An 8,608-nucleotide genomic window follows, 5' to 3' on the forward strand; every position below is an offset into this window, starting at 1 on the left:
CAGGCAAAGTCCACACACTCGCGGCCCCCCGCGCAAGTGGCGCACCGGGTGGAACGGAATTTACCGTGCCAGCAGCGTACGGGCACCCTGGGTGATGGCCTCCTCGGTGACCAGCACTGCACGCGCTGCCGGACCTAATGGTACAAACGAGTCAACTGCGGCCACTCGGCGCGCCGCACCGACAAACCCGCCGTCGACCAGCGCCGCAAGCACCCCCTCGCCGACTCCGCCGGAGCGGCGGGTCTCGTCCACGACCAGCACCCGGCCGGTCAGCGACGCCTCCCGGACGATGTCCGTGACCGGCAGCGGGGCGAGCCAGCGCAGGTCGACGACGCGGCTGCCGACCCCCTCGTCGGCCAGGGCCGCGGCGGCGCGCAGCGACATCGGCACGCCGTTACCGAAAGTGACGATCGTGACGTCCTCGGCGGAGCCGACGCCGTACACCCGGGCCCGGCCGACCGGCGCGTGGCCGGCGGCCCACGCGCCGGGCTCGGCGTAGTCGGCCAGCCACTCGCCGTCGCCCTCGGCGTAGAGGTCGCGGGTGTGATAGAGCGCGATCGGCTCCACCAGCACGCAGACGCTGCCGTCGACGGCCGCGCTGGCCAGGCAGGTACGCACCATCGCGGCGGCGTCGTCCGGCCGCGCCGGCACCGCGATCACCAGCCCGGGCACGTCCCGCAGCACGGCCAGGGAGTTGTCGTTGTGGAAGTGGCCGCCGAAGCCCTCCTGGTACGCCAGCCCGGGCACCCGCACCACCATCGGGTTGCGGAACGCCCCCGAGGAGAAGAAGCGCATCGTCGCCGCCTCGCCGCGCAGTTGGTCCTCGGCGTTGTGCAGGTACGCCAGGTACTGGATCTCCGGGACCGGCAGCAGCCCGGCCAGCCCGGCGCCCAGGCCGAGCCCGAGGATCGAGGTCTCGTCGAGCAGCGTGTCGAAGACCCGGGCCGCTCCGTACCGGTCACGCAGCCCCTTCGTCACCCCGTACACCCCGCCCCTGGCGGCGACGTCCTCGCCGAAGACGACCATCCCGGGGTGGTCGAGCATGCCGTCGGCGAGGGCGGCGTTGATGCTCTGCGCCAGGGTGAGCGGGCCGGCCGCCTCGGGCAGCCGGCCGCCGAACACGTCCGCGCGGGCCGCCGCGCCGGGTCCGCCGGCCCGGGCCGCCGCGTCGGCGACCGCTCGGGCCACCCGGGCCGGGCGGCGGGGCGCGGTCTCGGCGACCACCTCGGCCGCGGAGGCGAGTTTCGGTTCGCCGAGCACCTCCTCGGCGATGCGGCGTACCTGCCAGCCGCGCTCGTCGTAGCGGGCCAGCAGCTCGTCGGCCGTGGCGACGCCCGCCGCCACGAGCAGCCGGGCGGTGGCCAGCACCGGGTCCCGGTCCAGGTCCGCGGCGATCTCTCCGGAGCTGCGGTACGCGGCCTCGGCGTCCGCGCCGGCGTGCCCCATCAGCCGTACGGTGCTCAGGTGCAGCACGGCCGGCCGCCGGTGCCGGCGCACCCAGCCGGCCGCCTCCACCGCCGCCTCGTACGCCTGCACCGGGTCGGTGCCGTCGGCGGAGAAGTAGCGGATGCCCGGCTTCGACCGCAGGGTCGCCTCCACCCAGCCCTTCGGGGAGCGGACGCTGATGCCGAGCCCGTTGTCCTCGCACACGAAGAGCACCGGGATGCGCAGGCCGGTGTGGTCGTACCAGCCGGCGGTGTTGAACGCGGCGGTGGCCGTCGCGTGGTTGACCGAGGCGTCGCCGAACGAGCAGACCACGATGGCGTCCGGCGGCCACGGCGAGCGGGGCGGCTGCCCGACGTCGCCGACGGGCTCCGCCGCGGCCCGCCGCCCGGCCGGGTCGCGGCGGCGCAGCCGTTCCAGGGCCAGCCCCGCGCCGACCGCCCGGGGCAGGTGCGAGGCGATGGTGGAGGTGGTCGGGACGATCGCGAGGTCGGCCCGGCCGAAGACCTTGTGCCGGCCCCCGGCGATCGGCTCCCGGGCCGAGGCGACCATCCCGCGCAGCACGTCCCGGGCCGCCCCGGCGTACGCGTCCTCCCGGCCGGCCGCGCCGTCGCGGCCGGCCGCCGCGCCGTCGGCCGCGCCGTCCGCAGCCTCGGCTTCGGCTTCGGCTTCGGCCTCGGCCGCGGACCCGGCCGCGGACCCGGCCGCTGACCTGGCTTCGGACTCGGACCCGGGCTCGGTCGGCGTGGCCGCCGCCTCGCTCGGCGTGGCCGCCGTCCCCTCCCCCGGCGGGGTGCCCGCCTCGGCGGCGGCCTCCCCGTCGGGAGCCGGGTCGGCGGTCTCCCCCTCCGGCCCAGGGAAGGCGACCTCCCCGGCGGCCTGGGCGGCGCGCAGGCAATAGAACGCGCCCGAACGGTAGTGCAGCAGGGCCGGGTCGCCGGGATGCAGCGCGGCGGCTACCGCGGCGTTGCCCTCGTGGCCGGCGGAGCCGATGGTGTAGAAGCCCTCGCCGAAGCTGCGCAGCCACCGCCCGGCGAGGTCCAGCTGCCGGCTGGTGACCTGGGCGTCGAAGAGGTCCAGCAGTTGCGCCCCGGTCAGCGGCGCGCCGTCGTGGACCCGCTCGGCCGGGTCACGTCGCCGGGGCGCGGCGGCGAGCCCGGCGAGGGCCTCCCGGAACCGGTCGTCGAGATCTTGCGGGGTGGTCACGTCCGACAGCATTACCGACGCGGCGGCCGGTCGCCCACTCAGACACGGCCCGCCCGGACGGGTCACCGTCGCCGCCGGCCCCGGCGGCGCGTCACGGCGGGGCGCTCCCCGCCCCGCCCAGCGGGTGTTAACAGGGGTCCCTTGTTCGACAAAAGGCGATATCAAGGGGCCCTTCCTTTCACCTGGCGGCCATCGGCGGGCGCGACGCTCCCCGGAGTCGTGCAACACGGACTCTGGGGAGGAAACCGTGACACTGTCCCGACGTACGATCCTGCTCTCCGGCGCGGCGGTCGGCGCGGCCGGCGCGGTGGCCGGGCTGCCCGTGGCGGCCGGCGCGGCGGCGGCCCGCCCGCTGCGGCAGGACCCGTTCACCCTCGGGGTGGCCTCCGGCGACCCGGACCACGAGGGTTTCGTGCTGTGGACGCGGCTGGCCCCGCAGCCCCTCGCGGAGGACGGCCTGGGCGGCATGCCGGCGCGGCCGGTGGCGGTGACCTGGGAGGTCGCCGCCGACGAGGGGCTGCGACACGTGGTGCGGCGCGGCGTGGCGCAGGCCCGCCCCGAGTCGGCGCACAGCGTGCACGTGGAGCTGGCCGGGCTGCTGCCGGGCCGGGAGTACTTCTACCGGTTCCGGGCCGAGGGGTACGCGTCCGAAGTCGGGCGCACCCGCACCGCGCCGGCCCCGGGGACCCTGCCGTCGGCCCTGGCGATGGGCTTCGTCTCCTGCTCGCAGTACGAGCACGGGTACTTCACCGCGTACCGGCGGCTGGCCGAGACCGAGCCGGAGCTGATCCTGCACCTGGGCGACTACCAGTACGAGTACGAGAAGGGCACGTACACGGTGCCGGGCGGGAACCCGCGCGACCACGAGGGCCCGGAGACCCGGACGCTGGCGAACTACCGGCAGCGGCACGCCCAGTACAAGACGGACGCGGATCTCCAGGCGGCGCACGCGGTGGCCCCCTGGGTGGTGGTCTTCGACGATCACGAGGTGGAGAACAACTGGGCCGACGAGGTGCCCGAGGCCCCCGACCCCGACTTCCTCGCCCGGCGGGCGGCGGCGTTCCAGGCGTACTACGAGAACATGCCGCTGCGGCGGACCTCGCTGCCGCGCGGCATCGACATGCAGCTGTACCGGCGGGTGCGCTGGGGCCGGCTGGCCACGTTCCACATGCTCGACACCCGGCAGTACCGCGACGACCAGGCGTGCGGCGACGGGTACAAGGAGTGCCCGGCGGCGGCCGACCCGGCCCGGTCGATCACGGGGGCGGAGCAGGAGGCGTGGCTGCTCGACGGGTTCCGCCGCTCCGACGCGCGCTGGGACATCCTGGGCCAGCAGGTCTTCTTCGCGCAGCGGGACAACAACTCGGGGCCGCTCACGGTCACCAGCATGGACGCCTGGGACGGGTACGTGGCCTCCCGCGACCGGATCACCCGGGGCTGGCTGGCCGCCGGGGTGCGCAACCCGGTGGTGCTCACCGGCGACGTGCACGCCCACTGGGCCAGCGACCTGAAGCTGGACTACGCCGACCCCACGTCGCGCACGGTCGGCAGCGAGCTGGTCTGCTCCTCGGTCACCTCGACCGGCGACGGCGCGGACTCGCCGACGGGCTCCCACCCGTGGTTCGCGTTCAACCCGCACCTGCGCTTCCAGAACAACCTCCGGGGGTACGTCCGCACGACGATCACCCCGGCGCAGCTGGCGGCCGACTTCGACGTGGTGCCGTACGTGAGCCGGCCGGACGCCCCGGCGTACACCCGAGCGACGTTCGTGATCGAGGACCGGGTGCCGGGCCTGCACCAGACGTACGACCGGCCGCCGGCACCGGCCGCGACCGGGCGCGGCACCGCCCCCCAGACCGGCGCGGACCTGGGCCGGGAGACGGTGGAGGCGGAGACCCTGCGGCCCTGAGCGGTCGGCCGGCGCGCGGGCCGGGGCGCGCCTAGCCGGGCAGGACGACGCTCAGCCGGGCAGGAACGAGAAGCGGACCTTGCGGGTGGGGTTGTCGCCGTTGGTGTCGACCAGGCAGATGGACTGCCAGGTGCCGAGCGCGAGCCGCCCGTCGATCACCGGCAGGGTCGCGTACGGGGGGACGAGGCCGGGCAGCACGTGGTCGCGCCCGTGGCCGGGCGAGCCGTGCCGGTGCCGCCAGCGGTCGTCGGTGGGCAGCAGGTCGTCCAGCGCCCGGAGCAGGTCGTCGTCGGAGCCGGCCCCGGTCTCGATGACGGCGAGGCCGGCGGTGGCGTGCGGCACGAAGACGTGCAGCAGGCCGTCGCCGACGCCGGAGACGAAGCGTTCCGCCTCGGCGGTGATGTCCCGGACGGTCGGTCGGGAGCCGGTCTGGACGGTGATCACCTCGGTGCGCATATGGCGCATTCTGCCGCCGGGACCCGGGGTCTGTCAGCCGGGACGCGGGTCGCCGGCCGGGCCTGCGTCAGCCGGGTAGCGGGCCAGGCTTGCGTCAGCCGGGTGGCCGGCCGGGCCTGGTCAGCCGGGGCCCGGGTCGCCGGACCAGCCGGCGCCGGCGTCGCCGGTGTGGAAGTCGGCCCCGGGCTGGCCCGCGCCCGCGCCGTACGCGCCGGAGCCGTACGAGGCGGCGGGGTCGCCCGTGGTGGTGGCGTAGCCGTAGCGGGCGCCCCGGCCGCCGGCGCGGTTGAGCAGCACCAGGCCCCCGGCGAGCAGGGCCAGGCCGAGCAGACCCACCGGGGCGGCGTCCAGTCGGCCGCCGGCGAGGCCGAGCACCGACAGCAGGAGGGTGAGCGCTCCGGCCAGCACGAGTGCGCTCGCCACGGCTCGCAGCATCGTCATGGGTCGACGGTAGGAGACGAGCGCAAACCGCCAGAAGTTACCGGCCGGTACCTGTGTTGAGCGTCGCGTCTGGGGGAGCCAGACGTGACGAAAACCGTCGGCAGAAGGCAGGATGAACGTCTAGAGACCTATCCCACACACAACCGAGGGAACGCCTGTGGCCACGGAACGCAAGCGCCCGGTGATCACCGCCGGTCTGCCGAGCCAGCTTCCGGATATCGACCCCGAAGAGACCGGCGAATGGGTCGAGTCGCTCGACGGTGTCATCGACGAGCGCGGAACCAAACGCGCCCGGTACGTGATGCTGCGCCTGCTGGAGCGCGCGCGGGAGCGCCAGGTGGGGGTGCCGTCGCTGACCACCACCGACTACATCAACACCATCCCGCCGGAGCGCGAGCCGTGGTTCCCGGGTGACGAGCACATCGAGCGGCGGATCCGGGCGTACATCCGGTGGAACGCGGCGATGCTGGTGCACCGCGCGCAGCGCCCCGAGATCGGCGTCGGCGGGCACATCTCGACGTTCGCCAGCTCCGCGTCGCTCTACGAGGTGGGCTTCAACCACTTCTTCCGCGGCAAGGACCACCCGGGCGGCGGCGACCACATCTTCTACCAGGGCCACGCCTCGCCGGGCATGTACGCGCGGGCGTTCCTGGAGGGGCGGCTCAGCGAGAACCAGCTCGACGGGTTCCGCCAGGAGCTGTCCCACCCGGGCGGCGGGCTGCCGTCGTACCCGCACCCGCGGCTGATGCCGGACTTCTGGGAGTTCCCGACCGTCTCGATGGGCCTCGGCCCGCTGAACGCGATCTACCAGGCCCGGTTCAACCGGTACCTGCACCACCGGGGCATCAAGGACACCTCGCAGCAGCACGTGTGGGCGTTCCTCGGCGACGGCGAGATGGACGAGGTCGAGTCGCTCGGCGCGATCGGCGTGGCCGCCCGCGAGGAGCTGGACAACCTCACCTTCGTGATCAACTGCAACCTCCAGCGGCTCGACGGGCCGGTCCGGGGCAACGGCAAGATCATGCAGGAGCTGGAGGCGTTCTTCCGGGGCGCCGGCTGGAACGTCATCAAGGTGGTCTGGGGCCGCGAGTGGGACCCGCTGCTCGCCGCCGACACCGACGGCGCGCTGGTCAACCTGATGAACAGCACGCCCGACGGCGACTACCAGACCTACAAGGCGGAGTCCGGGGCGTACGTGCGGGAGCACTTCTTCGGCCGCGACGCGCGCACCCGCAAGATGGTCGAGGGGCTCACCGACGACGAGATCTGGAACCTCAAGCGGGGCGGGCACGACTACCGCAAGCTCTACGCGGCGTACAAGGCGGCGATGGAGCACACCGGCCAGCCGACGGTCATCCTGGCCAAGACGATCAAGGGCTGGACGCTCGGCTCGCACTTCGAGGGCCGCAACGCCACGCACCAGATGAAGAAGCTGACGCTGGAGGACCTGAAGCTCTTCCGCGACCGGCTCTACCTGGACATCTCGGACAAGACGCTGGAGGAGAACCCCTACCTCCCGCCGTACTTCACCCCCGGCGAGAAGTCCGAGGAGATCGCCTACCTGCGGGAGCGCCGGGAGCAGCTCGGCGGCTACCTGCCGTCGCGGCGGACCGCCGGCCGGGCGCTGGCGATCCCCGGCAGCGAGCGGTTCTCCGACGTCAAGCGGGGCTCGGGCAAGCAGAAGGTGGCCACCACGATGGCCTTCGTCCGCCTGCTCAAGGACATCATGAAGGACAAGGAGTTCGGCAGGCGCTGGGTGCCGATCATCCCGGACGAGGCCCGCACGTTCGGCATGGACTCGCTCTTCCCGACGGCGAAGATCTACTCGCCGCACGGCCAGCGGTACACCTCGGTCGACCGGGAGCTGTTCCTGTCGTACAAGGAGGCCACGACCGGGCAGATCCTGCACGAGGGCATCAACGAGGCGGGCTCGGTGGCGTCGTTCACGGCCGCCGGCACCTCGTACGCCACGCACGGCGAGCCGATGATCCCGCTGTACATCTTCTACTCGATGTTCGGCTTCCAGCGCACCGGCGACGGGTTCTGGGCGGCGGCCGACCAGATGGCGCGGGGCTTCGTGCTCGGCGCGACCGCCGGGCGTACCACGCTCAACGGCGAGGGCCTGCAGCACGAGGACGGCCACTCGCTGCTGCTCGCCGCCACCAACCCGGCGGTGGTCGCCTACGACGCGGCGTTCGCGTTCGAGCTGGCGCACATCATGGAGAACGGCCTGCACCGGATGTACGGCGAGCAGCCGGAGAACCTCTTCTACTACCTGACCGTCTACAACGAGCCGATCCACCAGCCGGCCGAGCCGTCCGACGTGGACGTCGAGGGGCTGCTCAAGGGCATCTACCGCTACTCCCCCGCGCCGAAGATCGACGGCGACGGCCCGCGGGCCAACATCCTGGCCTCCGGCACGGGCATGCAGTGGGCGCTCAAGGCGCAGCAGTTGCTCGCCCAGGACTGGGGGGTGGCCGCCGACGTGTGGTCGGTGACCTCCTGGACGGAGCTGCGCCGCGACGCGGTGGAGTGCGAGGAGCACAACCTGCTCAACCCGGGGGCGGAGCAGCGGGTGCCGTACATCCAGCGGAAGCTGGCCGACGCCGACGGGCCGAAGGTCGCGGTCAGCGACTGGATGCGCGCCGTACCGGACCTGATCGCCCGCTGGGTACCGGGCGACTACACCTCGCTCGGCACCGACGGGTTCGGCATGTCCGACACCCGGCACGCGCTGCGCCGGCACTTCCACGTCGACGCCGAGTCGGTGACGGTCGCGACGCTGCGGCAGCTCGCCCTGCGCGGCGCGGTGCCGGCGCAGGTGCCGGCCGAGGCGGCGAAGAAGTACGCCATCGACGACGTCAACGCGGCCCCGGTCGGCGAAACGGGCGGCGACAGCTAACCCAGAGCTACGGCAGGAGGGCCCGGCGCGCAACCGCGCCGGGCCCTCCTGCCCCCACCCCCCGTTCCCCACCCCCACCCCCCAGTCCCCCTCCCTCCCCCCACCCCGCCCCCCACCCCGGCCGGGGGGGGGGGGTGGGGTGGGGTTGGGGGGTGGGGTGGTGTTGTGGATTTTTGGGGGGGTGGGGGGGGGGGGGTTTGGGGGGGGGGGGTTGTTGGGGGGGTGGGGGGTTGGTGGGGGTTCGTTGGTGG

5 protein-coding genes are annotated in these 8,608 nt (G+C 73.9%); 2 read left to right on the top strand and 3 right to left on the bottom strand.

All coding sequences use genetic code 11. The features are described from left to right. Window positions 1-60: 60 nt before the first annotated feature. Complete coding sequence (locus tag ACFYWL_RS16680; protein WP_386973202.1) at window positions 61-2,661, bottom strand: thiamine pyrophosphate-dependent enzyme; 2,601 nt, start codon at window positions 2,659-2,661, stop codon at window positions 61-63. 235 nt (window positions 2,662-2,896) lie between these two features. Here ACFYWL_RS16680 and ACFYWL_RS16685 point away from each other — a divergent pair, with 235 nt between their 5' ends. Continuing rightward, window positions 2,897-4,558, top strand: coding sequence for an alkaline phosphatase D family protein (locus ACFYWL_RS16685; RefSeq protein ID WP_386973205.1), 1,662 nt, complete (start codon window positions 2,897-2,899; stop codon window positions 4,556-4,558). A 51-nt stretch (window positions 4,559-4,609) separates the two neighbouring features. On the opposite strand, the gene ACFYWL_RS16690 is transcribed toward ACFYWL_RS16685, so the two are convergent. Both ACFYWL_RS16690 and ACFYWL_RS16695 read right to left on the bottom strand, forming a co-directional pair. Next, window positions 4,610-5,014 (bottom strand): secondary thiamine-phosphate synthase enzyme YjbQ, encoded by a 405-nt coding sequence (locus ACFYWL_RS16690; protein WP_386973208.1) that lies wholly within the window; start codon window positions 5,012-5,014, stop codon window positions 4,610-4,612. Window positions 5,015-5,134: 120 nt separating this feature from the next. Then, on the bottom strand, window positions 5,135-5,455 hold the full coding sequence (locus tag ACFYWL_RS16695; protein WP_386973210.1) for a hypothetical protein: 321 nt from the start codon (window positions 5,453-5,455) through the stop codon (window positions 5,135-5,137). A gap of 157 nt (window positions 5,456-5,612) precedes the next feature. Here ACFYWL_RS16695 and aceE point away from each other — a divergent pair, with 157 nt between their 5' ends. Beyond that, on the top strand, window positions 5,613-8,357 hold the full coding sequence (gene aceE, locus ACFYWL_RS16700; RefSeq protein ID WP_386973213.1) for a pyruvate dehydrogenase (acetyl-transferring), homodimeric type: 2,745 nt from the start codon (window positions 5,613-5,615) through the stop codon (window positions 8,355-8,357). Window positions 8,358-8,608: the final 251 nt, after the last annotated feature.

The organism is Micromonospora sp. NPDC002575 (assembly GCF_042889525.1).
GTDB classification, from domain to species: Bacteria; Actinomycetota; Actinomycetes; order Mycobacteriales; family Micromonosporaceae; genus Micromonospora; species Micromonospora carbonacea.